Origin of the sequence: Kitasatospora sp. Root107, from assembly GCF_001424875.1 — a bacterium.
GTDB lineage: Bacteria > Actinomycetota > Actinomycetes > Streptomycetales > Streptomycetaceae > Kitasatospora.
Genome location: NZ_LMCT01000005.1, coordinates 95,695 through 120,938 on the forward strand (window position 1 = coordinate 95,695; position 25,244 = coordinate 120,938).

Annotated in this window: 23 protein-coding genes; 10 read left to right on the forward strand and 13 right to left on the reverse strand. The window is 71.9% G+C overall.

Going from position 1 to position 25,244, the window contains the following annotated elements; all coding sequences use genetic code 11:
• Positions 1-70 precede the first annotated feature (70 nt).
• A complete protein-coding gene (locus ASC99_RS06860) occupies positions 71-1,159 on the forward strand; it encodes a serine protease (RefSeq protein WP_057229414.1) in 1,089 nt (362 codons plus the stop codon).
• A 177-nt stretch (positions 1,160-1,336) separates the two neighbouring features.
• On the opposite strand, the gene hflX is transcribed toward ASC99_RS06860, so the two are convergent.
• The 5 genes from hflX to miaA all read right to left on the reverse strand — a co-directional run bounded on the left by hflX (position 1,337) and on the right by miaA (position 8,000).
• Positions 1,337-2,839: a GTPase HflX gene (gene hflX / locus ASC99_RS06865; RefSeq protein ID WP_369824239.1), complete on the reverse strand. Its 1,503-nt coding sequence runs from the start codon at positions 2,837-2,839 to the stop codon at positions 1,337-1,339.
• A 93-nt stretch (positions 2,840-2,932) separates the two neighbouring features.
• Positions 2,933-5,152 (reverse strand): bifunctional (p)ppGpp synthetase/guanosine-3',5'-bis(diphosphate) 3'-pyrophosphohydrolase, encoded by a 2,220-nt coding sequence (locus tag ASC99_RS06870; RefSeq protein ID WP_057229417.1) that lies wholly within the window; start codon positions 5,150-5,152, stop codon positions 2,933-2,935.
• Between the two features lie 311 nt (positions 5,153-5,463).
• Entirely contained in the window at positions 5,464-6,336 is an 873-nt protein-coding gene (dapF, locus tag ASC99_RS06875) for a diaminopimelate epimerase (RefSeq protein WP_057229419.1), read from the reverse strand.
• Between the two features lie 27 nt (positions 6,337-6,363).
• Entirely contained in the window at positions 6,364-6,843 is a 480-nt protein-coding gene (locus tag ASC99_RS06880) for a hypothetical protein (protein ID WP_057229421.1), read from the reverse strand.
• 218 nt (positions 6,844-7,061) lie between these two features.
• A complete protein-coding gene (gene miaA / locus ASC99_RS06885; protein WP_057229423.1) occupies positions 7,062-8,000 on the reverse strand; it encodes a tRNA (adenosine(37)-N6)-dimethylallyltransferase MiaA in 939 nt (312 codons plus the stop codon).
• A gap of 127 nt (positions 8,001-8,127) precedes the next feature.
• On the opposite strand from miaA, the gene ASC99_RS06890 reads away from it, so the two are divergent.
• The gene (locus tag ASC99_RS06890; RefSeq protein ID WP_057229425.1) at positions 8,128-8,358 is read left to right on the forward strand and encodes an antitoxin; all 231 of its coding nucleotides are present in this window, start codon (positions 8,128-8,130) and stop codon (positions 8,356-8,358) included.
• A 7-nt stretch (positions 8,359-8,365) separates the two neighbouring features.
• Here the strand turns inward: ASC99_RS06890 and ASC99_RS06895 are convergent, their stop codons facing one another.
• Together ASC99_RS06895 and miaB are read right to left on the reverse strand one after the other, a co-directional pair.
• Complete coding sequence (locus tag ASC99_RS06895) at positions 8,366-9,064, reverse strand: class III extradiol dioxygenase subunit B-like domain-containing protein (protein WP_057229427.1); 699 nt, start codon at positions 9,062-9,064, stop codon at positions 8,366-8,368.
• Between the two features lie 166 nt (positions 9,065-9,230).
• Positions 9,231-10,718: a tRNA (N6-isopentenyl adenosine(37)-C2)-methylthiotransferase MiaB gene (miaB, locus tag ASC99_RS06900; RefSeq protein WP_057229429.1), complete on the reverse strand. Its 1,488-nt coding sequence runs from the start codon at positions 10,716-10,718 to the stop codon at positions 9,231-9,233.
• A gap of 79 nt (positions 10,719-10,797) precedes the next feature.
• Here miaB and ASC99_RS06905 point away from each other — a divergent pair, with 79 nt between their 5' ends.
• Positions 10,798-11,808, forward strand: coding sequence for a TAXI family TRAP transporter solute-binding subunit (locus tag ASC99_RS06905; protein WP_082598131.1), 1,011 nt, complete (start codon positions 10,798-10,800; stop codon positions 11,806-11,808).
• Between the two features lie 132 nt (positions 11,809-11,940).
• On the opposite strand, the gene ASC99_RS06910 is transcribed toward ASC99_RS06905, so the two are convergent.
• Both ASC99_RS06910 and ASC99_RS06915 read right to left on the reverse strand, forming a co-directional pair.
• Positions 11,941-13,368 (reverse strand): HAMP domain-containing sensor histidine kinase, encoded by a 1,428-nt coding sequence (locus tag ASC99_RS06910; protein ID WP_057229431.1) that lies wholly within the window; start codon positions 13,366-13,368, stop codon positions 11,941-11,943.
• Positions 13,369-13,374: 6 nt separating this feature from the next.
• Positions 13,375-14,076: a response regulator transcription factor gene (locus tag ASC99_RS06915; protein ID WP_057229433.1), complete on the reverse strand. Its 702-nt coding sequence runs from the start codon at positions 14,074-14,076 to the stop codon at positions 13,375-13,377.
• Between the two features lie 260 nt (positions 14,077-14,336).
• Between ASC99_RS06915 and ASC99_RS06920 the strand changes: the two genes are divergently transcribed.
• The 5 genes from ASC99_RS06920 (at position 14,337) to ASC99_RS06940 (ending at position 19,397) form a co-directional block, all read left to right on the forward strand.
• Positions 14,337-15,104 carry an amino acid ABC transporter ATP-binding protein gene (locus tag ASC99_RS06920; protein ID WP_057229435.1) on the forward strand — a complete coding sequence of 256 codons (768 nt, stop codon included), beginning with the start codon at positions 14,337-14,339 and terminating at the stop codon, positions 15,102-15,104.
• A 91-nt stretch (positions 15,105-15,195) separates the two neighbouring features.
• Positions 15,196-16,089 (forward strand): glutamate ABC transporter substrate-binding protein, encoded by an 894-nt coding sequence (locus tag ASC99_RS06925; protein WP_057229437.1) that lies wholly within the window; start codon positions 15,196-15,198, stop codon positions 16,087-16,089.
• A 31-nt stretch (positions 16,090-16,120) separates the two neighbouring features.
• A complete protein-coding gene (locus tag ASC99_RS06930) occupies positions 16,121-16,771 on the forward strand; it encodes an amino acid ABC transporter permease (RefSeq protein ID WP_057229439.1) in 651 nt (216 codons plus the stop codon).
• On the forward strand, positions 16,768-17,598 hold the full coding sequence (locus ASC99_RS06935) for an amino acid ABC transporter permease (RefSeq protein ID WP_057229441.1): 831 nt from the start codon (positions 16,768-16,770) through the stop codon (positions 17,596-17,598). The genes ASC99_RS06930 and ASC99_RS06935 overlap by 4 nt, the downstream gene beginning before the upstream one ends.
• 152 nt (positions 17,599-17,750) lie before the next feature.
• The gene (locus ASC99_RS06940; RefSeq protein ID WP_057229443.1) at positions 17,751-19,397 is read left to right on the forward strand and encodes an FAD-dependent monooxygenase; all 1,647 of its coding nucleotides are present in this window, start codon (positions 17,751-17,753) and stop codon (positions 19,395-19,397) included.
• Positions 19,398-19,438: 41 nt separating this feature from the next.
• On the opposite strand, the gene ASC99_RS06945 is transcribed toward ASC99_RS06940, so the two are convergent.
• Complete coding sequence (locus tag ASC99_RS06945; protein ID WP_057229445.1) at positions 19,439-20,260, reverse strand: ABC transporter permease; 822 nt, start codon at positions 20,258-20,260, stop codon at positions 19,439-19,441.
• Positions 20,257-21,162 (reverse strand): ABC transporter ATP-binding protein, encoded by a 906-nt coding sequence (locus ASC99_RS06950; RefSeq protein WP_200948288.1) that lies wholly within the window; start codon positions 21,160-21,162, stop codon positions 20,257-20,259. Before ASC99_RS06950 ends, ASC99_RS06945 begins: the two co-directional genes overlap by 4 nt.
• Positions 21,163-21,295: 133 nt before the next feature.
• Here ASC99_RS06950 and ASC99_RS06955 point away from each other — a divergent pair, with 133 nt between their 5' ends.
• On the forward strand, positions 21,296-22,471 hold the full coding sequence (locus ASC99_RS06955; RefSeq protein ID WP_057229449.1) for a sensor histidine kinase: 1,176 nt from the start codon (positions 21,296-21,298) through the stop codon (positions 22,469-22,471).
• The gene (locus ASC99_RS06960; RefSeq protein ID WP_057229450.1) at positions 22,468-23,115 is read left to right on the forward strand and encodes a response regulator transcription factor; all 648 of its coding nucleotides are present in this window, start codon (positions 22,468-22,470) and stop codon (positions 23,113-23,115) included. The genes ASC99_RS06955 and ASC99_RS06960 overlap by 4 nt, the downstream gene beginning before the upstream one ends.
• A gap of 7 nt (positions 23,116-23,122) precedes the next feature.
• Here ASC99_RS06960 and rny read toward each other — a convergent pair whose 3' ends face one another.
• Together rny and recX are read right to left on the reverse strand one after the other, a co-directional pair.
• Positions 23,123-24,448, reverse strand: coding sequence for a ribonuclease Y (gene rny, locus ASC99_RS06965; RefSeq protein ID WP_057229452.1), 1,326 nt, complete (start codon positions 24,446-24,448; stop codon positions 23,123-23,125).
• Positions 24,449-24,556: 108 nt separating this feature from the next.
• Positions 24,557-25,243, reverse strand: a complete 687-nt coding sequence (gene recX, locus ASC99_RS06970; protein WP_235502665.1) for a recombination regulator RecX — start codon at positions 25,241-25,243, stop codon at positions 24,557-24,559.
• Position 25,244: the final 1 nt, after the last annotated feature.

Sequence of the window (25,244 nt, forward strand, 5' to 3'; positions counted from 1 at the left end):
GGGCACCGCAGGCGGACCGGGCCGCCCGCCGGTGGGAGAATCGGCGTTCGACACAGGGGGGCTGGGAGTCATGCGGTCGATATCCAGAAGCACGGCGGCGGTACTGCTCGGGCTGGTGCTGCTGACCGGGTGCGGCGGCACCCCGTCCGAGGACTGGCGGCTGCCGACCGCCGTACCCACCCAGTGGCGGGGCGAACTGGCCCAGCGCTGGCAGGAGTTGAAGACCTGGCGGGACGAGGACTGGGACCGCTGGGCCAGGCAGCACCTGTTCGAGAACCCGGTGGTCCAGGACCTCTGGGGTCCGGAGCGGATGGTCGACGCCCCACCGCAGCAGCAGCCGCTCCCGGCGCCGTCCCCGACCGCCGCTCCGCCTGAGGTCGAGCCGGGCCCGGTGCAGGCCGTCCCGGTGCCCCGGCCGTACACCCGCTACCCGGCCTCCGGGAAGGTGTTCTCCACCGCACCGGGCGGCGGCACCGGGCAGTGCTCCGCCACGGTGGTGGCCGACCCGGCCCACCCGGGGCGGAGCAACCTGGTCTGGACGGCCGGGCACTGCGTGCACGAGGGCAGCGGCGGCGGCTGGTTCAAGAACCTGATCTTCGTGCCCGCCTACAACAGCTCCGGCTCGGCCGCCGGGAAGAAGGCCACACTGGCCGAGGTCGCCCCGCTCGGGCAGTGGTGGGCGGACAACGTGATCAGCTCACCGCAGTGGATCGCCGAGGGCGGCCACAGCGGCAACGCCGCCAACCAGTACGACTTCGCCGTACTCAAGGTGCACAACCCGGACGGCAGCGGCCGCTCGCTGGAGGAGACCGTCGGCACCGCCGTCCCGGTCTGGTTCGACGCCCCGCGCGACCAGCTCGCCGTCTCGGTCTGGGGCTACCCCTCCGCCAAACCGTTCGACGGCCGCGAACTGTACCGCTGCGACGGCGGCCGCCCCGCCCGGCTGTCCTTCGACGCGACCCGGCCACCGATGCTCTCGGTCGGCTGCACCATGACGGCCGGCTCCAGCGGCGGCGGCTGGTTCGCCACCATGCCGGACGGCCGCCAGGCCCTGGTCAGCAACACCTCGATCGGCAACCTGGCCCACACGGCCCTGAACGGCCCGTACCTGGAGGACGTCGCCCGCCAGGCGCTCAACTACTTCTCCCGGAAGCAGTGAAACGCCCCAGGGCTTCGGGACTGCGCTCAGCCATCTACGCACCAGGGGCTCGGGGAACTGCGACGCCGACCTCGTAAAGAGGTCACACCCGCGTGCATGGCCAGGCACTTTCGCCTGTGACCCGCACGCCAGATCTCGTCGCCGTTCCCCGAGCCCCTGGCTTCGCCATGGCTGAGGTCAGCCTTGAGTCACGACCGCGTACTTCTCCAGCTCGGCCGCCAGCTCCGCCGCCACCTTGGCGTGCAGCAGCGTGCCCTCACCCGTGTGCTCGGTGGAGATCGGCTCCCCCTCGGCGTGCACCCGGGAGACCAGGTCGCCACGGGTGTACGGGATCAGCGCCTGCACCTCGATGGCCGGCCGCGGCAGCTCACTGTCGATCAGCTGCAGCAGCTCCTCCATGCCCAGCCCGGTACGGGCCGACACCACGATGGCGTGCGGCTCGCGGCGGAGCAGCCGCTGGAGCACCAGCGGGTCGGCGGCGTCGGCCTTGTTGATCACCACGACCTCCCGCACGTTCTGCGCGTCGACCGAGACGATCACCTCCCGGACGGCGGCCAGCTGGGTCTCCGGCTCGGGGTGCGAACCGTCCACCACGTGCAGGATGAGGTCCGCCTCGGCGACCTCCTCCATGGTCGAACGGAACGCCTCGACCAGGTGGTGCGGCAGGTGCCGGACGAAGCCGACCGTGTCGGCCAGGGTGTAGACCCGGCCGCTCGGGGTCTGCGCCCGGCGGACCGTCGGGTCCAGGGTGGCGAACAGCGAGTTCTCCACCAGGACACCGGCGCCGGTCAGGCGGTTGAGGATCGAGGACTTGCCCGCGTTGGTGTAACCCGCGATGGCGACCGAGGGGACCTGGTTGCGACGGCGCTCCTGGCGCTTGGTGTCGCGGCCCTTCTTCATGTCGACGATCTCCCGGCGGAGCTTCGCCATCTTCTCGCGGATCCGCCGACGGTCGGTCTCGATCTTGGTCTCACCGGGACCACGGGTGGCCATACCGCCACCGGAGGAGCCGGAGCCACCGCCACCCATCTGCCGGGACAGCGAGGCACCCCAGCCACGCAGGCGCGGCAGCATGTACTGCATCTGCGCGAGCGAGACCTGTGCCTTGCCCTCCCTGGACTTGGCGTGCTGGGCGAAGATGTCGAGGATCAGGGCCGTCCGGTCGACCACCTTGACCTTGACCACGTCCTCCAGCTGGATCAGCTGACCCGGGGTCAGCTCACCGTCGCAGACCACGGTGTCGGCGCCGGTGGAGGCGACGATGTCGCGCAGCTCCCTCGCCTTGCCGGAGCCGATGTAGGTCGCGGGGTCGGGCTTGTCGCGGCGCTGGATCACGCCGTCCAGCACCTCGGAGCCCGCGGTCTCGGCCAGGGCGGCGAGCTCGGCCATCGAGTTCTCCGCCTCCTCGACCGTGCCGTCGGTCCAGACCCCGACGAGCACCACGCGCTCCAGGCGGAGCTGGCGGTACTCGACCTCGGTGACGTCCTGCAGTTCGGTGGAGAGACCGGCGACCCGGCGCAGCGCGGCGCGCTCGCTCCGGTCGTACTGCTCCCCGTCATATCGGTCGAAGCCCTCGTCGTTCGCCGCGAGGTCCTCGTCCATCAGGGCTTCCGCCCGGAGGTCCGACAGTCGCTTGCCCTGGCTGTCGGAATTGCTGCGGCTCTCGAACGTGGAGGTCAATCTCATCCTTAGGTAGATCGGGAGGGGCCGGTGCGCCGTGCGCACCTGGGAGTGTGCCCCGTCTGACGCCCCGATACCAGGTGGCGAGCCGAGCTACCCCTGCAGGCCGCGGCCGGCACCGGAACCACTACGTCCGGTGAACGCCACGGACCGGCCGTGAATTCCCCACGATGGTCGCACGCCCGCCACGGCCGGGTCATCCCGATTTCCCCGATCCGGACCGGGTCGATAGACGTCGTAGACCCCGGAGACCCGCAGCATCGCCCGCATCAGCAGCGGCAGGGTGGCCGCCGCCGGCAGCTCGACCGTGTAGCTGTGCCGGACCCGCAGTTGCTGCGGCGGCTCCACCTCGGCCGCGATGATGCCGACACCCTCGGCCGAGATCGCCGCCGTCAGATCGGCCAGCAGCCGGGGGCGGTTCAACGCCTCGGCCCGGAGGGTCGCCCGGAAGCCGTCGGCGGGGGCGGCGCCCGGCACCCAGCACGGCCCGACCGGCTCCCGGCCGGCCTCCCGCAGCTGCTCGCCCACCGGACAGTGGGTCCGGTGCACGGCCACCGCCCCGCCCCGGATCAGGTAGCCGGTCAGCTCGTCCGGCGGCACCGGCGTACAGCACCGGGACAGCCGGACCACCCCGCCCGAGCGTCCCGGCACGGTCACCGGCGCCTGCCGCCGCGCGGCGGACGGGACACCGGCGGGCGCCGGCTTGGCCGCCCCTGCGTCCGGCTGCGGCGCCCCGGCCGGACGGTCGGCCAGCCAGCGTTCGATCGCCAGCCTGGCCCCCGGGGTACGGACGTACTCCAGCCACTCGACGGCCGGTCCCGACGCCTCGGCGGCCTGCTCGGTCAGCACCGCCAGCACATCGCCGTCCCGGAGCGTGGTGGAGAGCGCGACCAGCCGCCCGTTCACCCGGGCCCCCAGACAGCGGTGGCCGGTCTCCTCCCCCAGCAGGTACGCGGCGTCCACGCAGCTCGCGCCGGACGGCAGGTGCAGGGTCTCGCCCTGCTCGGTGACGGCGGTGATCTCCCGGTCGCCGGACAGGTCCGAGGTGAGCGCGGACCAGAAGGTGTCCGGGTCCGGGGTCTCCTGCTGCCACTCCAACAGCCGGCTCAGCCAGCCGGGCCGGGCCGGGTCGGTCCGCTCCGGGTCCTCGGGGCCGTCCTGGTGCGGATCGCCCAGGGCGACCACGCCGAACTGGGCCACCCGGTGCATCTCCCGGCTCCTGACCAGGACTTCGACCACCTCGCCGGCCGGCAGCGCGACCGCCGTGTGCAGCGACTGGTACAGGTTGAACTTGGGTGCCGCGACGAAATCCTTGAACTCCCCGGGCAGCGGCGTCCAGCAGGTGTGCAGCTCGCCGAGCACCGCGTAGCAGTCGGCGTTCTCCTCCACCACCACCAACAGCCGCCCGAAGTCGGCGGGTTGGAGATCCTGCGGCAGACCGTCGGGCCCGGCGGCGGCGGTCCGCTTGAGCAGCACCCGGTGCACGGACACACAGTGCCTGGGCCGCACGGTGACGGTGGCCGTCACCCCGGACTCGGCCAGCTGCCGGGTCAGCGCATCGGCGAACGGCTGCAGCAGCTCCTCGGGCCGCTCGTCGTACGCGGCGATCAGCGCACCGGTCCGGGCGTACTCCTCCGGGTGCAGAGTGGCGAACACGATGTCCTCCAACTCGGCTTTCAGCACCTGGATCCCGAGCCGCTCGGCCAGCGGGATCAGCACGTCCCTGGTCACCTTGGCGATCCTGATCCGGCTGGCGGGCTTCATGTGCCGGATGGTCCGCATGTTGTGCAGCCGGTCGGCGAGCTTGATCACCATCACCCGGACGTCGTCGCCGGTGGCCACCAGCATCTTCCGAAAGGTCTCCGCCTCGGCCGCTGCACCGAAGTCCACCTTCTCCAACTTGGTGACGCCGTCCACCAGATAGGCCACCTCGGGCCCGAACTCCTCGGCCACCTGAGCCAGCGTCACCTCGGTGTCCTCGACCGTGTCGTGCAGCAGCGACGCCACCAAGGTCGTTGTCCCGGCCCCGAGTTGGGCCAGAATCATGGTCACCGCGAGCGGATGGGTGATGAACGGCTCCCCGCTCTTCCGGGTCTGCCCCCGGTGACTGGCCTCCGCCGTCCGGTACGCCCGGCCGAGCAGCGCCAGGTCCGCCTGCGGGTGGTGGCGCCGGTGCGCCTCCACGATCGGCTCGATCGCATCGGGGAGCGGGGCGCGGCCGGTTGCCAGTACGGCGGCACGGCCTGCCCGGCCCAGGGAGGCTCGGTTGAGTCTGCCCCGGGAGCGCTTTCCAGCCTCGGCTTCGACGGTCATCTGCACCTCCGGCAGCGATGGTCCATGCTACCGAGCAGAGCACGTTCCGCGACCCCCTGCTCCCGCACCGTCACCAACACCACCCGAACGGGGGGATTCACTCCGTACCCGACGGGGAAGCGACCCGCACCCGTGCAGCGGCCCGAGCATCGACGGCCAGGGGCTCGGGGAACTGCGACGCCGACCCTGGCAACGTGATCGTCGCGTAGGTGGTCAGGCACTTTCGCAGTGACCCCGGCGCCAGATCTCCTCGCAGTTCCCCGAGCCCCTGGGTAGTAGACCGCTGAGCACCTGCCAAAAGCTAAGCCCGTTCAGAGGCGGAGCGTCCCCGTGGCGACGATCTCCGCCGGCCCCGCCATCTCGATCCGGCCGTCCGGGTGCTCGGTGATCAGCAGGGTGCCGCCGGGCAGGTCGACGGTGTAGGTGACCGCCCGGCCGGTGACCGAGGGGTCGAGGTGGTGGCGGCGGGCCGCCGCGACGGCCACCGCGCAGGCGCCGGTACCGCAGGAGCGGGTCTCGCCGGAGCCCCGCTCGTGCACCCGCATCGCGACGTGCTGCGGTCCGCGCTCCACCACGAACTCGACGTTGACCCCCTCGGGGTACACGCCGACCGTGACGCCGGGCGCGGTGAACAGGTCACCGGCCTGGGCCAGCTCGTCGACGAAAGCGACCGCGTGCGGGTTGCCCATGTTGACGTTGAGCGCGGGCCAGACCTGATCGCCGACCGTCACCTCGACCCCGTCGGGACCGGGCAGCCGGACCTTGCCCATGTCGACCGTGATCAGGCCCGGACCTTCGGCGGTGTCCTCCGCGACCCGCACCGTGAGCACACCGGCCCGGGTGGCGATCGGGATCAGGCCCGGCTTGGCCAGCCCGGCCTCGACCAGGTAGCGGGCGAAGACCCGGCTGCCGTTGCCGCACATCTCGGCGATCGAGCCGTCGGCGTTCCGGTAGTCCATGAACCACTCGGCCCGGTCGGCCATGCCGACCGCCGCCGGGTCGGCCGCCGACCGGACCACCCGGATCAGGCCGTCGCCACCGATACCGGCCCGGCGGTCGCACAGGGCGGCGACCTCGGCCGGACCGAGGTCGAGCAGACCGTCCCCGTCCGGGACGATCACGAAGTCGTTCTGGGTGCCGTGGCCCTTGAGGAAGGGGAGACCGAAGGTCTTGGATGCGCTCACAGAGCCGATGGTACTGAGACCGACCGGTCAGGAGGCGAGGTGGACCACACGCCAGACGGCGAGGCCGACCGCGGCCACTGCGGCCAGGGTGTAGAGCGCGATCGCCTTGCGACCGGCCCGCCGGCCGCTGCCCCGGCGCGGGACGCCGGGCCACTTGTACCCGGCCATCCGGGCGGCCATCGCGCCCCAGCCGACCGAGGCGGCGGTGAGCAGCAGGCCGAGCATCCCGATCATCGCGGAGGCGCCGCCCCCGGAGCCGAAGGCGAGCGGGAAGGCGAACATCAGCGCACCGGCGGCGCCGACCAGCACGATCGGCAGGATCTGCCACCAGCGCAGCCGGCGCAGCGGCCGGATCTCCCGCTCGTGGACCACGCCGGGTGCGGCCAGGTCGGCGAGGGCGGGCAGAGCCAGGGCGTACGAGGTGGGAATCCGGTCTTCGGACAGCACCAGTTCGGCGCTGACACTGCTCGGCAGTTCCTCGGTTTCGGGGCCGGTACCCGTGGACACGCGGCCTCCCCTGACGGTTCGACACGAGCCAACGGACTCGCGGGTGTAGGAGCGGCCCGCGCGGCCGACCCCTGGTTGTTCTCGATAATGGCATGTCCGGTACCGCCGACGCGGGTTCCATCGGGCCGTCGGGTGATCCGTGGCCAGGACGTGATGTGCCTGTAACCCTCAGTTGGTCGTGCACCTGCAGCTGCACCGGCCGGATGGCCGGAAACCGCTCAGATCTGACGGTCGATCAGCTCCAGGGACCGTTCCAGCAGCGCAGTCGGGTCCGCACCGGCCGGGCGGGCCAGCCAGTGGATCCGGTCGTCCCGGCGGAACCAGGACTCCTGGCGGCGGGCGAACCGCCTGGTCGCCCGCACGGTTTCGGCCTTCGCCTCGTCCTCGGTGCAGTCCCCCGCGAAGTGGGCCAGCACCTGCTGGTAGCCGAGTGCCCGGGAGGCGGTCAGCCCGTCCCGCAGCCCTCGCGCCTCCAGCTCGCGGACCTCGGCGAGCAGACCGGCCTCCCACATCCGGTCCACCCGCAGCTCGATCCGGCGGTCCAGCTCCGGACGCTCCACCTGGACGCCGATCTGCACCGTGTCGTACACGGCGGTGTTGGTCGGCAGGCTGGCGGTGAACGGGCGGCCGGTGATCTCGATGACCTCCAGCGCCCGGACCACCCGGCGACCGTTGCTGGGCAGGATCGCCTGGGCGGCGGCCGGGTCCAGCTCGGCCAGCCGCCGGTGCAGCGCACCGCTGCCGAGCTGCTCGCACTCGGCCTCCAGCCGGGCCCGGACCGCCGGGTCCGTGCCGGGGAACTCCATCTCGTCGATCGCCGCCCGGACGTACAGCCCGGAGCCGCCGACCAGCACGGGCGTCCGGCCCTCGGCGAGCAGCCGGTCGATCGAAGCCCTGGCCAGCCGCTGGAACTCGGCGACGCTGGCGGCCTCGGTGACGTCCCAGATGTCCAGCAGGTGGTGCGGGATGCCGCCGCGCTCGGCGGTGGTGAGCTTCGCGGTGCCGATGTCCATGCCCCGGTAGAGCTGCATCGAGTCGGTGTTGATCACCTCGCCGCCGAGCGCGGTGGCGATGGCGACCGCCAGGTCGGACTTGCCCGCGGCGGTCGCGCCGACCACGGAGACGACGCGGGGCTGGATGACGGGAGAGCTGCTCACGGGCCAAGTCTCGCAAAGATCGGGAGTGGCACCGTGTCTCAGGTCGTCACTCTGGGGAAGGATATGAACGGTATGACCTATTTTCTCCGTCCGCCGGGCGGACCCTGCTGAAGGAGAGCAACGGACCATGGGTCTGATGGACAACCTCAAGGGCAAGGCCGAGGAGCTCAAGGGCAAGGCCAGCGAACTCGCGGGCAAACACAACGAGAAGATCGACCACATGGTCGAGAAGACCGGCAGCGCCGTGGACAAGGCCACCAAGGGCAAGTACAGCGACAAGATCGAGACCGGCACGAGCAAGGCCAAGGGCGCGGTGGACCACTTCGCCGCCAAGCCCAAGGACGAGGGTCAGAGCTGACCCGCTGTCAGCTCCAGGAGGCCACGAAGTAGCCCACCCCGTACGGGGCTTCGTCGTACCGCAGCCTCCCGTTCAACCCGGCGCCCTGAGCAGCTCCCGCGAGGACCTGCCAGGGCGCCCGTCCGTCTGCCTGGAGCTCCGCCGACACCCCGGGGTCGAGCGCGGCCAGCGCGGTCAGGTCCGCGGCACCCAGGGCCCGGGCCGCCTCGGCGTCGTAGCCCTCGGCGCGGTCGTCCAGATAGCCCGGCGCCTTGACCGATCGGCAGGCGCTGCCACCGCCGAGCACCAGCAGAGCGACCCGGTCGGCCAGTTCGGCCAGCCCGCCGCCCAGGCCGAGCAGCCGCTCGGCCGGCGCGTCGGCCGGGACGGCGCACGCGTGGGTGGGGGTGGTCGCCCCCGCCTGCTCCAGCAGCCAGGCTCCGACGGCCAACGACGGCGCGAGCTCCGGACCGTCCACCCCACCCGACGGCAGCCGCACCACCCGGGGCACGCCGTACCGGTGGAACGAACCCACTCCGCCCTCGGTCCACACCCCGGCCTCCGGACCGCCGCCGACCAGCACGATCAGCTCCGCCCCCGAGGCCGACAACTCCCGCACCGCTTCCAGGCAGGCGGCCCGCAGCGGCTCCAGTTCGGGCGCCGCACCCGAGGCGACCTCGGGCACCAGCAACGGCGGACAGGGGACGACGGCAGCGGCTACGAGCATGACGATCACCTTATGGCACCCGCCGCAGCACCCAGGGGCTCGGGGAACAGCGACGGTTCGTGGCTGGCGGGCATCACGGCGAAAGTGCCTGACCAGCTACGGACGGATCACCTTGCAGCGGTCGGCGTCGCAGTTCCCCGAGCCCCTGGTGGCTGAGCCCGGAGGGCTACTCGCCGCAACCCGTGACCACGGGAAGCGCAGCCGGAACCCCGATGGTGGGCAGGCCGAGCATCACGCCGGCCGGCTTCGCCGCCGGGGCGCCCTGCCGCTTCTCCCAGGCGTCGCCCGCGCGGGTGCGGCGGACAGCCAGGGTGGGCCCCTCGGCGAGCAGGTGGTGCGGGGCGGCGTAGGTGATCTCGACCGTCACCGTGTCACCCGGACGGACCGGCTCGGTGGGGCGGGTGAAGTGAACAAGGCGGTTGTCGGGGGCGCGGCCGGAGAGCCGGTCCGTCCGGTCGTCCTTCTTGCCCTCGCCCTCGGCGACCAGGATCTCCAGCACCCGGCCGACCTGCTTCTTGTTCTCCTCCCAGGAGATCTCCTCCTGGAGGGCGATCAGCCGGTTGTAGCGCTCCTGCACCACGGCCTTGGGGATCTGCCCCTCCATCTCGGCGGCCGGAGTGCCGGGCCGCTTGGAGTACTGGAAGGTGAAGGCGTTGGTGAAGCGGGCCTCCCGGACCGCGTGCATGGTCTGCTCGAAGTCCTCCTCGGTCTCACCGGGGAAGCCGACGATGATGTCGGTGGAGATCGCCGCGTCCGGCATCGCCTCACGGACCTTGCGGATGATGCCGAGGAAACGGTCCTGCCGGTACGAGCGCTTCATCGCGCGCAGCACGGTGTCCGAACCGGACTGCATCGGCATGTGCAGCTGGGGCATCACGTTCGGGGTCTCCGCCATCGCGGCGATCACGTCGTCGGTGAAGTCGCGCGGGTGCGGCGAGGTGAAGCGAATGCGCTCCAGGCCCTCGATCTGCCCGGCCGCCCGGAGCAGCTTGGAGAACGCCTCCCGGTCGCCCAGGTCGGAGCCGTACGCGTTGACGTTCTGGCCGAGCAGGGTGACCTCGATGACGCCCTCGCCGACCAGCGCCTCGATCTCGGCGAGCACGTCGCCGGGGCGACGGTCCTCCTCCTTGCCGCGCAGCGCCGGGACGATGCAGAAGGTGCAGGTGTTGTTGCAGCCGACCGAGATCGCCACCCAGGCCGCGTACGCCGACTCGCGCCGGGTCGGCAGGGTGGACGGGAAGGTCTCCAGCGACTCCAGGATCTCCACCTGGGCCTGCTGCTCGATCCGGGCCCGCTCCAGCAGCGCCGGCAGGTGCCCGATGTTGTGGGTGCCGAAGACCACGTCGACCCAGGGGGCCCGCTTCACGATGGTGTCGCGGTCCTTCTGGGCCAGGCAGCCGCCGACGGCGATCTGCATGTCCTTGTTCCGGGTCTTCGCCGGGGCGAGCTGTCCGAGGTTGCCGTACAGCTTGTTGTCGGCGTTCTCACGCACCGCACAGGTGTTGAAGACCACCAGGTCGGGATCACCCTCCTGGTCGGCCTTCACGTACCCGGCGTCCTCGAGCAGCCCGGAGAGCCGCTCGGAGTCGTGCACGTTCATCTGGCAGCCGTACGTGACGACCTTGTAGCTCTTGGAATCCTGGCTCGTACCCACGGACCCAAGAGTACGAGAACCGGATCGGGCTCCGTGACCCTCTCCCTTTCCCGGGCCCGGCCTGGCAGTATCCAACCCCATGACCTGGAGACCCGTCGCCCTGCCGAACGCAGTGGCCCGCAGCCGGCTCGGCCGGACGGCCGCCGCGTTGCTGCTGGTCATCGGCGGGCTGGGCGGTTGGTGGCTGGCCGCGGCCGACGGCCCGGACTACCCGCGCGGCGAGATCGGCTTCGCCACCGGAGTCCAGCGAGGTGTGTACGACCGGTACGGACAGCTGCTCCGCAGCTACCTGCACACCGCGATGCCCGGGGTCGAACTGCGGCTGGACAACTCGCAGGGCTCGATCGACAACCTGGACCGGGTCGCCTCAGGACGGGACGCGTTCGCGATCGCCACCGCCGACGCGGTGGCCAGCTACCGGGGCGACGGCAAGGACCGGCTACGCGGGATAGCCCGGCTGTACGACGACTACCTGCAACTGGTGGTGCCCGCCGACTCCAAGGTGCAGCGGGCCGCCGACCTCAAGGGCCTGCGGGTCGGGGTCGGGCAGAGCCGGTCCGGCGTCCTGCTGGTGACGAAGCGTCTGCTGGCCTCGGCCGGACTGGATCCGGACCAGGACGTGGCCGCCGCGAACCTCGGCGTCGGTGACGCCGCCGACCAGCTGAAGAACGGTCAGCTGGACGCCTTCTTCTGGTCCGGCGGGCTGCCCACCAGTGCGCTGAGCGACCTCTCGGACCAGTTCGCGATCCGGATCGTCCCGCTCGGTGACCTGGCCGAGGCGGTCGGCCACGGCGAGGGCGGCGGCGCCGACGCCTACCGCGCCGCCACCATCCCGGCCGACGCCTACCCCAAGGCCCGCCCCTCCGCGACGGCGGTGGCGACCCTGGCCGTCCCCAACCTGCTGATCACCCGCGAGGACGTCGACCCGGCCCTGGTGGAGCGGATGACCCAGGCCGTGATCGACAGTCGCGACGCGATCGGCGCCGAAGTCCACGCCGCCCAGGTGGTGGACCTCCGCACCGCCGTCTACACGGACCCGCTGGCCCTGCACGAGGGCGCCCGGCGCTACTACCTCTCCGTCAAACCGTAAGTTTCCGAGGAGATCTGGCGCTCGGGTCACTGCGAAAGTGCCTGACCAGCTACGGACGGATCACCTTTTCCGAGGTCGGCGTCGCAGTTCCCCGAGCCCCTGGTGGCTGATGCCCGAGCACCCTGCCAAGGGTCACCGGGGCCGAGGGACCGTCAGGTGGACCGAGAGGCCCGTCGGGGTGACCGGGGCGAAGTCGAGGGAGCCGCCGCCGGCCAGCAGCAGGGTACGGGCGATGGAGAGGCCGAGGCCGGAGCCGTCGACGTTCTGGTGGCGGGGGCTGCGCCAGAAGCGGTCGCCGATCCGGGCGAGTTCCTCTTCGGTGAGGCCGGGGCCCGCGTCGGAGACGGTGAGGGTGACCTCGCGTTTGCCGCGCTCGACGCCGAGCCGGACGGCCCCGCCGCTCGGGGTGAACTTGAGCGCGTTGTCGAGCACCGCGTCGAGCGCGCTGCCGAACCCGATCGGGTCGGCCAGCCCGACCGCGGTGGCCGGACCGTCCCAACCGAGCTGGATGCCGCGCTGGTTGGCGACCTGCTGCCAGGCGTCGATCCGGGCCAGCGCGAGGTCGGCCAGGTCGACGTGTTCGGGTTCGGGGCGGGCGTGTTCGGCGGTGGCCAGGCCGAGCAGGTCGTCGAGCACCCGGGCCAGCCGGACGCCCTCCTCCCGGACCGCGCCGAGCTCGGCGTCGTGGCCTTCCGGGAGTTCGAGACCGAGCAGTTCGACCCGCAGCAGCAGGGCGGCCAGCGGGTTGCGCAGCTGGTGCGAGGCATCCGCGACGAAGGCCCGCTGCTGGTCCAGGGAGATCAGTACGTTGTCCGCCATGTCGTTGAACGACCGGGCCAGCCGCCGGAGTTCGGGGGGGCCACTGCTGGGGGCGACCCGGGCGTTCATCCGGCCGGTGGCGATGTCGTGGGTGGCCCGGTCCAGGGTGCGGACCGGGCGCAGCACCCAGCCGGTCAGCCGCATCGAGAGCAGGATGGCCGCGATCATGGCGAGCGACTCGCCCGCGCCGATGCCGAGCCAGCGGTAGAGGATCCGGTGCCGCAGCGCTCCGGTGGGCGACTCGGTGATCACCACGGCGATCACGTCACCGTCGCGGACCACCGGGGCGGCCACGGTGAGCGTGCGGTCGGGTGTCCAGGGCCAGGCCTGCGGCGGGTTCTGGCTGCGGCGGCCGTCCACCGCCTCCTGGAAGGCCTGCGATCCGGAGCCGGTGGTCGGGACCTGCCAGTCGGCGGGGGCCACCGCCACCGCGCTGCCGTCCCGGTGGAAGATGCCGACCTTGATCCCGTACAGCTCGTGGTAGCGCTGGACCTCGCCGACCAGGGCGTGCAGCCGGCCGCCGTCGCCGTCCACGGGGGTGGGGTCGCCCTTGACGGCGGTGCCCGCGGTGGGGCGGCCCTGGGTCGGCAGGCTCTGGGCGAACCGGGCGGCGTCGTCCATCCGGTCGACCACCACCTTGCTCTGCTCGGCGGCGGCCATCGCGGCCCCCAGCGGCACCCCGAGAGCGGCCAGGACGGCGGTCATCAGGGAGAGCAGGATGCCGAGCAGGCGGGTACGCACGGGGGATCAGCCGGCCGGCTGCTCGGGGATCAGGCGGTAGCCGACCCCCCGGACGGCCTCGACCAGGCCGGGCAGCGCGAGCTTGGTGCGCAGCGAACCGATGTGCACCTCGAGGGTCCGGCCGTTGCCCTCCCAGCCGGAGCGCCAGACCTCGCTGAAGATCTGCTCCCGCCGGTAGACCACGCCGGGGCTCTGCGCGAGCAGCGCCAGCAGGTCGAACTCCTTGCGGGTGAGCGGGACATCGCGCCCCTGCACGCTGACCCGGCGGCGTTCGCGGTCGATCAGGATGCCGCGGGCCTCCAGCGGCCCGGCCTGGCTGACCGGCTCGGCCGGTTCGGCGGCGAGGCCGCGGCGGGCCACCGCGTGGATGCGGGCGAGCAGTTCACCCATGTCGTACGGCTTGGTGACGTAGTCGTCGGCGCCGAGGTTGAGGCCGTGGATCCGGGATCGGATGTCGGCCCGCGCGGTCACCATGATCACCGGGACGCCGCTGTGCGCGCGGATCCGGCTGCACACCTCGAAGCCGTCCCGGTCGGGCAGGCCGAGGTCGAGCAGCACCACCCGGTACGGGTCGCTGCCGTCCGGCACCAGCGCGTCCAGCGCCTCGTGCCCGCTGCGGGCGTGCCTGACCTGGAAGCCGTGCCGGCCGAGCACCGCGACCAGCGCGGCGGCCACCCGTTCGTCGTCCTCGACGAGCAGCAGTCGCATCCTGGGCCTCCGTTCGGTGTCCGATCCCTGCGGAGTATTGTCCAGTCCGCTCCGTCTGTCACGGCCGGACCGGTCGGCGACACAGCGTGGCCGGATCGTGATGCTCAAGTAATCCTCAGATCGGCTGACGTGGCATGGTCAGCGCCCTAAGGTCGGCCCAACCGGGGGCTGCGAGCTCCGCCGGCGAACAGCCCCCGGGATCAGCACCGCCCCCTGTGAGGAGAAACCTCAGGGGTTCGCCCACGAGGGAGCCAGGCGCGATGACCGAGACCACCGTCAGTGACTCCACCGCTGCTCCGCTGGTGGTGCTGAGCGGTGTGAACAAGCACTTCGGCGCCCTGCACGTGCTCCAGGACATCGACCTGGAGATCCGCCAGGGCGAGGTCGTGGTGCTGATCGGCCCGTCCGGATCCGGCAAGTCGACCCTGTGCCGGACCATCAACCGGCTGGAGACCATCGACTCGGGCGCGATCTCGATCGACGGCCGCCCGCTGCCCGCCGAGGGCAAGCAGCTGGCCAAGCTCCGGGCCGAGGTCGGCATGGTGTTCCAGAGCTTCAACCTCTTCGCGCACAAGACCGTGCTGGAGAACGTGGTGCTCGGCCAGGTGAAGGTGCGGAAGATCGCGCGCCCCGAGGCCGAGAAGACCGCGCACGCACTGCTGGAGCGGGTCGGGCTGGCGGCGCACGCGGCCAAGTACCCGGCCCAGCTCTCCGGTGGCCAGCAGCAGCGGGTGGCGATCGCCCGCGCGCTGGCGATGAACCCGAAGGTGATGCTCTTCGACGAGCCCACCTCGGCGCTCGACCCGGAGATGATCAACGAGGTGCTGGAGGTCATGCGCAGTCTGGCCGCCGAGGGGATGACCATGGTCGTGGTCACCCACGAGATGGGCTTCGCCCGCTCCGCCGCCAACCGCGTGCTCTTCATGGCCGACGGCAAGATCGTCGAGGAGAACACCCCGGAGGCGTTCTTCACCGCGCCCCGCAGCGACCGTGCCAAGGACTTCCTTTCGAAGATCCTGCACCACTGAGGCCCCCACTGACCTAGCGTCAGTCTTCTGTCATGCCCTGAACTCCCCGTGCCCGGACACTCCGTGGCCACACCAGAGGAGAGCTCCTTCCATGAGGACTCGTCGTACCATCGCTGCCGCCATGTCCGTGCTGGCCCTGACCGCCGTCGCGGCCTGTGGCAAGGAGGCCCCCGTGGCCGCCGACAACGCCGTCAAGCTGCCGACCTACACGGTGAAGACCGACGCCAAGGTGGAGGGCTCGAAGACCTTCGACGAGGCCAAGAAGCGCGGCAAGTTGGTCATCGGCGCCAAGGCCGACCAGCCGTACCTGGGCTTCGAGAACACCGCCACCGGCGCCCGTGAGGGCTTCGACATCGAGATCGCCAAGATGATCGCGGCCGACCTGGGCTTCGCGCCCGACAAGATCGAGTTCAAGACGATCAACTCGGCCAACCGTGAGACCTCGCTCATCGGCGGCCAGATCGACTACTACGTCGGCACCTACACCATCAACGACACCCGCAAGCAGAAGGTCTCCTTCGCCGGCCCGTACTACATCGCCGGCCAGGACCTGCTGGTGCTCAAGGACAAGGCCGAGTTCACCGGCCCCGAGTCGGTCAAGGGCAAGAAGGTCTGCTCCGCGACCGGCTCCACCTCGGTGAAGAAGATCGAGGAGTTCGACCCGGTCAAGCCGGTCACCCAGTACGACACCTACGCCCAGTGCGTGGACAAGCTGCTCACCAACGAGGTCGACGCGGTCACCACCGACGACGCGATCCTCAAGGGCTTCGCCGCCAAGAACGCCGGCAAGCTCAAGGTGGTCGGCAAGACCTTCTCCAAGGAGCCCTACGGCGTCGGCCTCGCCAAGGAGGACACGGCCTTCCAGACCGCCGTGGCCGCCGCGCTGAAGGCGCACGAGGACAACGGCGACTGGAAGAAGGCGTACGACGCCACCCTCGGTCTCTCGGGCGCTGCGGCTCCGGAGATCCCGGCCCTGACCAACTGACCCGTCCAGTAACGAAAGGAGGGCCGCCGGTATGGGCAGACTGTTCGAGAACGGCAACTTGGAGCTGTTCCGGGACGGCTTCCTGCAGACGGTCGAACTCAGCGCGCTGAGTGCGCTGTTCGCCCTGCTGCTGGGCACCCTGCTGGCGGCCTTCCGGGTCTCCCCGGTCCCGGTGCTGCGAGTCTTCGGCACCGTCTGGGTCAACACCTTCAGGAACACCCCGCTGACCGTGCTGTTCTTCGCGGTGGTCTTCGGACTCCCGCGGCTGGGCGTGCACTTCGACAACTTCACCTTCGCGGTGATAGCCCTGTCCGCGTACACCGGCTCGTTCGTCTGCGAGGTGCTCCGCTCGGGCATCAACACCGTCCAGGTCGGCCAGGCCGAGGCGGCCCGCAGTCTGGGCATGACGTTCAGTCAGACCCTGACCCAGGTGGTGCTGCCGCAGGCGGCGCGGACGGTGCTGGGGCCGATGAGCAGTGTGTTCATCGCACTCCCCCGCAACTCGGCGATCGCGGGCGCGTTCAGCGTCTCGGAGCTGTACCACTTCCAGCAGACCATGACCGACCTCGGGTACGGCATCTTCCTGATCTTCTTCTGGGTGGCGCTCGCCTATCTCTTCCTGAGCGCCTGCGTCGCCCTGATCTTCCGCTTCCTCGAGACCCGACTGGCGGTGGCCCGATGAGCGGCAGCAGTGTTCTCTACGACGTCCCCGGCCCCCGGGCCAAGGCGCGCAACCTGATCCTCGGCGTGCTGGCAGGCGCCGGTCTGCTCGGACTGCTCTGGTACGTGTACCGGAGCCTGGCCGACGCCAACCAGTTCACCGCAGCGATGTGGGACCCGTTCCAGTACAAGGTGGCCCAGGAGAAGATCCTGACCGGCCTGCTGGACACCCTCAAGGCCTTCGCCACGGCGGCCGTGCTCTCGCTGATCCTCGGCGCGCTGCTCGCGGCGGGCCGGCTCTCCGACCACAAGCCGGTCCGGACGGTGTGCACAGCGATCGTGCAGTTCTTCCGGGCGATGCCGCTGCTGATCATGATCTTCGCGCTGTACCAGTCGCTCTTCACCACCTCCCCGTTCTGGGGCCTGGTGATCGGGCTGGCCCTGTACAACGGCGCGGTCCAGGCCGAGATCATCCGCTCCGGCATCAACGCCGTGCCGCGCGGACAGGGCGAGGCGGCCTTCGCGCTCGGCCTGCGCAAGACCCAGGTGATGGGCACCGTGCTGGTCCCGCAGGCGGTCCGCTCGATGCTGCCGGCCATCATCGGCCAGCTGGTCGTCACCCTCAAGGACACCTCGCTCGGCTTCGTCATCACCTACCCCGAGCTGCTCTACGTCGGGAAGCTGATCGCCGGCACCACGGCCACTCCGGACGGTTACCCGTACATCCCGGTCACCATCATCATCGGAGCGATCTACATCACGCTGTGCCTTCTTCTCACGGCGCTCGCCAAGTGGATCGAGGGCCGGAGCCGCCGCGGCGCGAACCGGCGTACACCTGCCGCTGCTTGACGGACACCCAGGTGATCTGTTGCATTGCTCTTCGTGACACCACCCGGGACCTCTGAGAGCCTGACTGCATATCCGGGCCGCATGCCCGGGCCGGATATGCGGTCGGGCTCTGCCGCCCTTTCGGCTCCTCCGACCATGTGCGAGGTCCCGCCGTGGACCCGGTGATCATCGTCGGGGCCGGTCCGGTCGGCCTGGCCCTGGCCCTCGCGCTGGCCAGACAGGACGTACCCAGCGTCGTCCTGGACGAAGGCGCGGGGGTCTGCTCCGAGGGCCCGCGCAGCGTCGTGCTCACCCATGACAGCACCGCCTTCCTGACCCGGCTCGGCTACCAGCGGGCCGCCTCCGACGCCGCGAGCTGGGACGCCTTCACCATCTGGCGCCGCCGCACCGAGGTGCTCAGGATGCCGCTGGACGGCATCACCCACCTGCCGCAGCACCGGCTGCACCGCGGCCTGCGGGACGCGGTCACCGCCACCCCGCTGATCCAGCTCAGCCCGCTCACCCGGCTGGTCGAGCTGGAGCAGGACAAGGACGGGGTCAGCGCGCGTAGCGTCAACTCGCAGACCAACGCCGTCACCTGGTGGCGCGGAAGTCATCTGGTCGGCTGCGACGGGGCCCGCTCGACCGTCCGCAAACTGCTCAAGGTGCGCTTCCCCGGCCGCCCCGCCGTCGACCGGCACGCGGTGGCCACCATCCGGGTGGACCTGCCGTTCGCGGGCGAGGCCCGGCTGCACCGCGAACCCCCGTGGCGGGGCGACCGCGAGGCCTCCGCCCGCCCGCTCCCGGACGGGCTCTGGCGGCTCGACTGGCGGCTGCCCCCCGGCCGCCCGGCACCCACCGCCCCGGTCGACCCGCACGCCACCTGGCCCGGCATCGTCACCGGCGACACCCTGCTGGCCCGGGTGAAATCCACCCTGACCGGCTGGTGCGGCGAGCTCCCGCCGTACGAACTGCTGGCCGCCGCCGACCACACCGCCCAGCAGCGGCTGGCCGCCCGGTTCCGGGTCGGCCGCTGCTTCCTGGCCGGGGACGCCGCCCACCTGCACGGCGCACTCGGCATGCAGAACCTCGCCGACGGCCTGCGGGACGCCGACAACCTGTCCTGGCGGCTCGCGCTGGCCTGGCACCTGCACTCCGGCTCCACCCTGCTGGACGGCTACGAGACCGAACGGCGCGGAGCGGTCGGCGCCCGGCTGCGCGCGGTCGACCAGGCGATGCCGCTGCTCCGGCCGCTGCGCGGCTGGCAGCAGACCCGGCGGTCGCTGCTCACCGGCTCGTTCCGCAAGCACGCCCCGCTGCTGGCGGACGGTCAGCTCGGCACCGGCCGGTTCGGCGGCGCGCCCGCCTACCCCGAGGCGCCGTCCGGCATCCCCGGCCGGGTCCCGCCACAGCGCGGCAGCCGGGGCACCTCGCTGACCGAGCAACTCCCGCCGACCGCCGCCGGGGTGCTCGCCCCCGACCTGCCGGTGACCACCACCGACGGCAGCACCGACCGGCTGCACGCCAGGCTCGGGGCCGGCTTCCTGCTGCTGCTGGTCGCGCCCGGCACCACGGTCTGGTCCTCCCAGCACTGGCTCTCGGCCGGTCTGATGCCCCGGCTGACCGCCCTGGCCGCCGCCCTGCCGATCCCCACCGAAGTGCTGGTCACCGACCAGTACCCGGCGGCCGATCCGCACACAGTCCTGCTGATCCGCCCCGACGGCCACCTGGTCGGCTCCGCCCACGGCGCCGAACCCGACGCCCTCCAGGCCCTGGCCCAGCACGCCCGCGGCGGCCCGACCCCGATCACCAGCCCCTGACGGCCCGTCACCGGCTGCGGCGCTGACCATGCGTCAGCCCGTCACTGGTCGCGGCGACGGACCGCCGCGACCGTGACGCCGGCCGCCAGCAGGACCCAGATCGGGTAGACCGTCCAGGCCCCGCCGACGGTGCCGGGGTAGGGGCTCGGTGCGGGCGTCCCGACCACGTCCACCAGTCGGGTCCAGGCGCGGTACGGCATGGCGTGAGCGGCGACCGCGGTCCAGTACCGGTCGGTGCTCAGGAAGATCGGCACCAGCAGCAACAGGACGGTGGAGCCGACCACGGCGCCGGCGCCGTGCCGCACCAGCGCACCGACGGCCATCCCGGTCAGCGCCGACAGCGGTGCCAGCAGCGCGGACGCCGCCACCAGCCGCAGCGCGCCGGGACGGTCGAATGACACCCCGGCGCCGTGCTCGGCGAACACCGCCTGGGTCAGCACGAACGAGGCGGCCGCGAGCACCGCGCCGAAGACCGTGCTGACCAGCCCGACCACGACCACCTTGGCCGCCAGCACCGAGCTCCGGGCCGGGACGGCCGCGAAGGTGGCCCGGATCAGACCGGTGCCGTACTCGCCGGTGACCGCCATCGCGCCGAAGGCCCCGAGCGCGAGCATCAGCACCATCGCCCCGTTCGAGGTGAAGGCGGTCATCAACGACAGCCCCTCCCGGATGAACTCGGCCTGGTCCGCCAAGGTCCGCTCGGCCCAGTAGTGGTTCTGGTCGTAGGCGGTGCCGACGTTCAGACCGAGCACCGCCAGCGCGGCGATCAGCAGCGACCCGGCGGTCGAGCGCAGCGACCAGAGCTTGATCCACTCGGCGGCCACCAGGTCCGCGAACCGGGCGTGGGGTTCGGTGGTCGTCATCGGGTCTCTCCTGCGAGGTATTCGACGCTGTCGGCGGTGAGTTCCATGAAGGCCTGCTCCAACGAGGCGGTCCGGGGGGTCAGTTCGTGCAGCAGCAGCCGGTGCTCGAAGGCGAGCTCGCCGATCCGGGCCGCACTCGCGCCGGTCACCGAGAGCAACCCGTCATCCGTCCGCACCACGGCGCCGTGGGCGGTCAGCACGGTGGCCAACGCGGCACCGTCGGGCGTACGGACCGTCACGCTCGCGCCGCTGCGGGCCGCGAACTCCGCCAGGCTCTCGGCCGCGATCAGCTCGCCCCGGCCGACCACCACCAGATGGTCGGCCGTGTGCTCCATCTCCGTCATCAGGTGGCTGGAGACGAACACCGTGCGGCCCTCGGCGGCCAGCCGCCGGAACAGCCCGCGCACCCAGCGCACGCCTTCCGGGTCCAGCCCGTTCAGCGGCTCGTCGAACAGCAGCACCGGCGGATCACCGAGCAGCGCGGCGGCGATGCCCAGCCGCTGGCGCATCCCGAGCGAGTACCCGCTGATCCGCCGTCCGGCCACCTCGGCCAGGCCGACCTCGCGCAGCACCTCGGCCACCCGGCCGCGCGGGATGCGGTTGCTGACGGCCAGCGCGGACAGGTGCGCCCGCGCACTCCGCCCGCCGTGCAGGTCGCCCGCGTCCAGCAACGCGCCGACGTGCCGCAGTCCGCGCGAGCGGTCCCCGAACGGCCGGCCCTCGACCAGCGCCGAGCCACTGGTCGGTCGGTGCAGTCCGAGGATCATCCGGAGGGTGGTGCTCTTGCCCGCCCCGTTCGGGCCGAGGAACCCGGTGACACACCCGGGCCGCACGGTGAAGGTCAGGTCGTGGACGGCCGTGGTGCTGCCGTAACGCTTCGTCAGTTCGTTCACTTCGATCACCCGGCCAACCCTGCCGATCCACGCCCCCGTCCGACATCGGACCAGCGCTGTCATTCCACCGGAGCTCTGTCGACCCAGGGTGTACGACCACGGTCCGATGACCCGTCAGGTCCGGCTGGCTAGGATCGATCGCATGCTGCTCCCGCTGTTCAAGCGCATATCGCCGGGTGCCTGGACGGCCCTCGCCTGGTCCGTGGGCACCGTGCTGACCTTCCTGTTCCGGATCAGGCTGCCCGGTGAGGGCAGCTCCGCCGTCATGTCCGGCGTACTGATCTACCGCTGGGACGGTCTGGCGATCCTGGCAGTGGCCGCCGCCGTCACGGTGACCGCCGGTCACCGTCTGACGCACCGTCCGCTGGGTGCGCTGGCCGGGGTGCTCGTCGGAGCCGTGTTCGGCACCACCCCGCTCGGCGCCGGGGAGATCCCGCTGCTGCAGTTCCTCGCGGTCGACGTCGCCCTCTACTTCATCGCCGCCGCCCGGCCCCGCCGGACCTCGCTCACCGCCCTCGGGGCGGCGCTCGGCGTGCTGGCCGCTTTCCTGGCCTTCCGGCTGCTGTCCGGCTGGTCGGTCGGGGTGTCGACCGAACTGACGGTCGCCCTGACCGCCGTCGTCGCCTGGCTGGCCGGCAACTCGACCCACCAGGCCCGGTCGTACGCCGAACGGTCCAGGGCCCAGGCCACCGCCCAGGCGATCACCACCGAGCGGCTCCGGATCGCCCGCGAGCTGCACGACGTGGTCGCGCACAGCATCGGCATCATCGCGCTGCAGGCCGGTGCCGCGAAGCGGGTGATGGAGAGTCAGCCGGCCGCCGCCCGGGAGGCACTGGGCACCATCGAGTCCACCGGCCGGGAGACCCTGGCCGGACTGCGCCGGATGCTCGGTGCGCTCCGCGAGGGCGAACCGGAGCGGATCACCCCCGAACTCGGCCTGGCCGACCTCGACCGGCTCGCCGGCCGCACCACCGCGGCCGGGGTCCGGGTCGACGTGGAGTGGCTCGGCGAGCCGCACCCGCTGCCGCCGGAGATCGACGTCTCCGCCTACCGGATCGTCCAGGAGGCGATCACCAACGTGGTCCGCCACTCCGGCACCGACACCTGCCGGGTCGTCATACACCGCCGGGCCGACGAACTCGCCGTCGAGATCACCGACCGGGGCCGGGGCCACGGCCAGGGCCCCGACAGCGGCTACGGTCTGGTCGGCATGCGCGAACGCGCAGCCCTGCTGCACGGCGAGTTCTCCGCCGCGCCGCTTCCCGGCGGCGGCTTCCGGGTCGCCGCTCGCCTCCCTTTCCCGACTGGAGTCCGATGACCGTCCGTGTCCTGCTCGCCGACGACCAGCCGCTGGTGCGCGCCGCCCTGCGGATGGTGATCACCGACGCTCCCGACCTCGAGCTGGTCGGCGAGGCCGGCACCGGCGCCGAAGCCGTCGAGCTGACCGGGGAGCTGCACCCCGACATCGTGGTGATGGACATCCGGATGCCCGGGATGGACGGCATCGAGGCCACCCGGCGGATCATGGCGGGCCCGGGCACCGCCCACGTCATCGTGCTGACCACCTTCGACGACGACGAGTACGTCTACGGCGCGCTGCGCGCCGGGGCGTCCGGGTTCCTGGTCAAGGACATGGCCCTGGAGGAGATCCTGGCCGCCGTCCGGGTGGTCGCCGACGGGGACGCACTGATCGCCCCGAGCGTGACCCGCCGGCTGATCACCGAGTTCGCCGACCGGCCGGCCGCCCCCGTCCGACGGCCCGTCAGCGGGATCACCGACCGGGAGCGCGAGGTGCTCACCCTGGTCGGCAGCGGCCTGTCGAACACCGAGATCGGCGAGCGGCTGGGCATCAGCATGGCCACCACCAAGACCTACATGACCCGCCTGCTCACCAAGCTCGACGCCCGGGACCGGGTCCAGCTGGTGATCATCGCGTACCGGGCCGGTCTGGTGACGGTCTGAACCAGGTCTACCGGGCGAACTCCACCGCGCGGCTCTCCCGGACCACGGTGATCCGTATCCGGCCCGGGAAGGTGAGCTCCTCGGCGACCCGCTTGGCCACCTCGCGGGCGATCACCTGGGCGCCGAGGTCGTCGACCAACTCGGGCTGGACCATCACCCGGACCTCGCGGCCGGCCTGCATCGCGTACACCTTGGCGACGCCGTCGAACTCCCGGGCGATCTCCTCCAGCCGCTCCAGCCGCCGGACGTGGGCCTCCACCGACTCCTTCCGCGCGCCGGGCCGCCCGCCCGAGCAGGCGTCGGCGGCCTGGGTCAGCACCGCCTCCACGGTCTGCGGCTCCACCTCGCCGTGGTGCGCCTCGATCGCGTGCACCACCTCGGCCGACTCGCCCCAGCGCCTGGCGAACTCGGCCCCGACCGCCGCATGACTGCCCGTCACCTCGTGGCTCAGCGCCTTGCCCACGTCGTGCAGCAGAGCGGCCCGCCGCACCAGCGTCGCGTCCGCGCCCAACTCGGCCGCCATCAGCCCGCCCAGGTTGGCGCTCTCCACCAGGTGCCCGAGCACGTTCTGCCCGTACGAGGTCCGGTACCGCAGCCGCCCCAGCATCCGGACCAGCTCCGGCTCCATCTCGCCGACCCGGGCCGCCAGCAGCGCGTCCTCGCCCGCCCGGGTACAGAGCCGCTCGATCTCCCGCAGGCTGCGGGCGTGCACCGTCTCGATCCTGGCCGGCTGGATCCGGCCGTCCGAGACCAGCACCTCCAGGGTGAGCCTGGCCGCCTCCCTGCGCACCGGGTCGAAGCAGGACAGCTGCACCACGCCGGGGGTCTCGTCCACCACCAGGTTGACGCCGGTGACGGCCTCGAAGGCGCGGATGTTCCGCCCCTCCTTGCCGATGATCCGGCCCTTCAACTCCTCGCCCGGCAGCCGGAAGACCGAGACCGCGGTCTCCGCCGTCTGCTCACTGGCCAGCCGCTGCACCGCCCCGGCGACGATCTCCCTGGCCCGGGCCTCGCCGTCCTCGTGGGCCCGCCGCTCGATCTCCCGGACGGTGACCACCGCCGCCCGGCGGGCCTCGGTCTCGGCCGCCTGCAGCACCTCGGCCCTGGCCTGACCGGCCGTCAGACCGGCCAGCCGCTCCAACTCCCGGCGCCGCTCGGCCTCCAGCTCGGCGACGGCCGCCTCACGCCGCTCCAGCTCCGCCCGCCGCCGGCCCACCTCGGCCTCGACGAACTCCACCGCGCCGACCGTCCGTCGCTCGGTGGCCCGCACCCAGCGGAACACCGCCCAGCCCAGCAGCAGCAACGCCCCGACGCACCCCATCGCGATCCACATCGGGCACCGCTCCGTCCTGCTCAGCACATATTTCTGTGAGGCTAAGCGCGGGTCACGAAACGGTCAAGATGCGTCGATGATCCATCACATCCGGGGCCTGAAAGTCCATCAGTCCTGCTCCGCCAGCACCTCCTTCACCACCCGGAACGCCAGACCCCCGGAGTAACCCCGCCGGGCCAGCATGCCGACCAGCCGCCGCGTCCTGACCTGCGGGTCGAGATCCCGCACCGTCCGCAGCTTCCGGCGGACCAGCTCGCGCGCGGCCTCCTCCTCGTCCTCGCTGTCGACCTGCTCCAACGCGCGCTCGACCAGCTCCCCGGTCACCCCGCGCTGCCGCAGCTCCTGGGCCAGCGCCCGGCGCCCGAGACCGCGGACGGCGTGCCGGGACTCGACCCAGGCCGCCGCGAACGCCCCGTCGTCGATCAGCCCGACCTCCTCGTAGCGGTCCAGCACCTCGGCCGCCACCTCGTCGGGGATCTCCTTCTTGCGCAGCGCGTCGGCCAGCTGCTTGCGGGTCTTGGCCGTGCCGGTGAGCAGCCGCAGGCAAATGTCCCTGGCCTGGGCCGCAGGGTCGGTGGGGGTGGCGGCCGGGCGGCGCTCCCGCTTCGGCTGCCGCTCCCGCTTCGACCTGGACGGCTCGGACGGCTCGGGGGGCTGCTCCGCCGGCAGCGGCGCCAGCTCCGTCCGGCGCCGCCGTCGGCCGGCGGTCAGCTCGGAGGCCCGCAGCAGCTCCGGAAACACCTCGGCGCCGGGTTCACCCGAACCCGGCACCTCGATGTCACGCTCGTGCTTCACC

Bases quoted from the DNA above. Each gene is read 5' to 3' on its own strand.
- ASC99_RS06860 (WP_057229414.1), top strand. From the start codon at position 71: ATGCGGTCGATATCCAGAAGCACGGCGGCGGTACTGCTCGGGCTGGTG.
- ASC99_RS06870 (WP_057229417.1), bottom strand. From the start codon at position 5,152: ATGACCGTCGAAGCCGAGGCTGGAAAGCGCTCCCGGGGCAGACTCAAC.
- ASC99_RS06890 (WP_057229425.1), top strand. From the start codon at position 8,128: ATGGGTCTGATGGACAACCTCAAGGGCAAGGCCGAGGAGCTCAAGGGC.
- ASC99_RS06895 (WP_057229427.1), bottom strand. From the start codon at position 9,064: ATGCTCGTAGCCGCTGCCGTCGTCCCCTGTCCGCCGTTGCTGGTGCCC.
- ASC99_RS06905 (WP_082598131.1), top strand. From the start codon at position 10,798: ATGACCTGGAGACCCGTCGCCCTGCCGAACGCAGTGGCCCGCAGCCGG.
- ASC99_RS06915 (WP_057229433.1), bottom strand. From the start codon at position 14,076: ATGCGACTGCTGCTCGTCGAGGACGACGAACGGGTGGCCGCCGCGCTG.
- ASC99_RS06920 (WP_057229435.1), top strand. From the start codon at position 14,337: ATGACCGAGACCACCGTCAGTGACTCCACCGCTGCTCCGCTGGTGGTG.
- ASC99_RS06925 (WP_057229437.1), top strand. From the start codon at position 15,196: ATGAGGACTCGTCGTACCATCGCTGCCGCCATGTCCGTGCTGGCCCTG.
- ASC99_RS06930 (WP_057229439.1), top strand. From the start codon at position 16,121: ATGGGCAGACTGTTCGAGAACGGCAACTTGGAGCTGTTCCGGGACGGC.
- ASC99_RS06935 (WP_057229441.1), top strand. From the start codon at position 16,768: ATGAGCGGCAGCAGTGTTCTCTACGACGTCCCCGGCCCCCGGGCCAAG.
- ASC99_RS06945 (WP_057229445.1), bottom strand. From the start codon at position 20,260: ATGACGACCACCGAACCCCACGCCCGGTTCGCGGACCTGGTGGCCGCC.
- ASC99_RS06955 (WP_057229449.1), top strand. From the start codon at position 21,296: ATGCTGCTCCCGCTGTTCAAGCGCATATCGCCGGGTGCCTGGACGGCC.
- ASC99_RS06960 (WP_057229450.1), top strand. From the start codon at position 22,468: ATGACCGTCCGTGTCCTGCTCGCCGACGACCAGCCGCTGGTGCGCGCC.
- rny (WP_057229452.1), bottom strand. From the start codon at position 24,448: ATGTGGATCGCGATGGGGTGCGTCGGGGCGTTGCTGCTGCTGGGCTGG.